This window comes from Lactobacillus sp. UMNPBX4 (genome assembly GCF_002554115.1).
GTDB classification, from domain to species: Bacteria; Bacillota; Bacilli; order Lactobacillales; family Lactobacillaceae; genus Lactobacillus; species Lactobacillus gallinarum.
This window is the reverse complement of the sequence record NZ_PCZF01000137.1, coordinates 1-461: the sequence shown is the minus strand read 5'-3', so window position 1 is coordinate 461 and position 461 is coordinate 1. Positions and strand designations below refer to the sequence as shown.

Annotated in this window: 2 protein-coding genes; one reads left to right on the top strand and one right to left on the bottom strand. The window is 38.4% G+C overall.

Going from position 1 to position 461, the window contains the following annotated elements; translation table 11 throughout:
• A partial coding sequence (locus CP355_RS10865) for an LPXTG cell wall anchor domain-containing protein (protein ID WP_143468953.1) occupies window positions 1-93 on the top strand: 93 nt, incomplete at its 5' end.
• Window positions 94-153: 60 nt separating this feature from the next.
• Here CP355_RS10865 and CP355_RS10065 read toward each other — a convergent pair.
• On the bottom strand, window positions 154-461 hold a 308-nt coding region (locus CP355_RS10065), incomplete at its 5' end, for a glutaminase (protein WP_143468951.1).

Here is a 461-nt window from a genome sequence, read left to right as displayed (position 1 = left end):
CCTCAGACCGGTGAAGCAAGTTCAATTGTAATTGTTAGCCTAGGAGTTGCAATGATCGTTGGATTGGGAGTTTATCTAGAAAAGAGTAAATAAAGGGATTGTTTGAAACATTAAAGAAGTTGCAGAAATGTAACTTCTTTTTTTTATTGGAGTTTATTCAAAAATATTTAAATTCAGTTTCTTAACAAGAAAGTTAAACGCCTTTATTCCAGCAACACTGTTTCCTTCCTTATCTAAGGCTGGACCAAAAACCCCGATTCCGGCTTTTTGAGGGATCGCAGATATTAATCCACCTCCAACCCCGCTTTTAGAAGGAACCCCAACATGGGAAGAAAAATCTCCTGATTGATCGTATAGTCCAGCAGTTACCATAATTGATTTAACAACGGTAGCATTTTCTTCTCTTAAAATGCGCTGGTTATTCCATGGTGCGATCCCGCCATTGGCTAATAGAGCTGCTA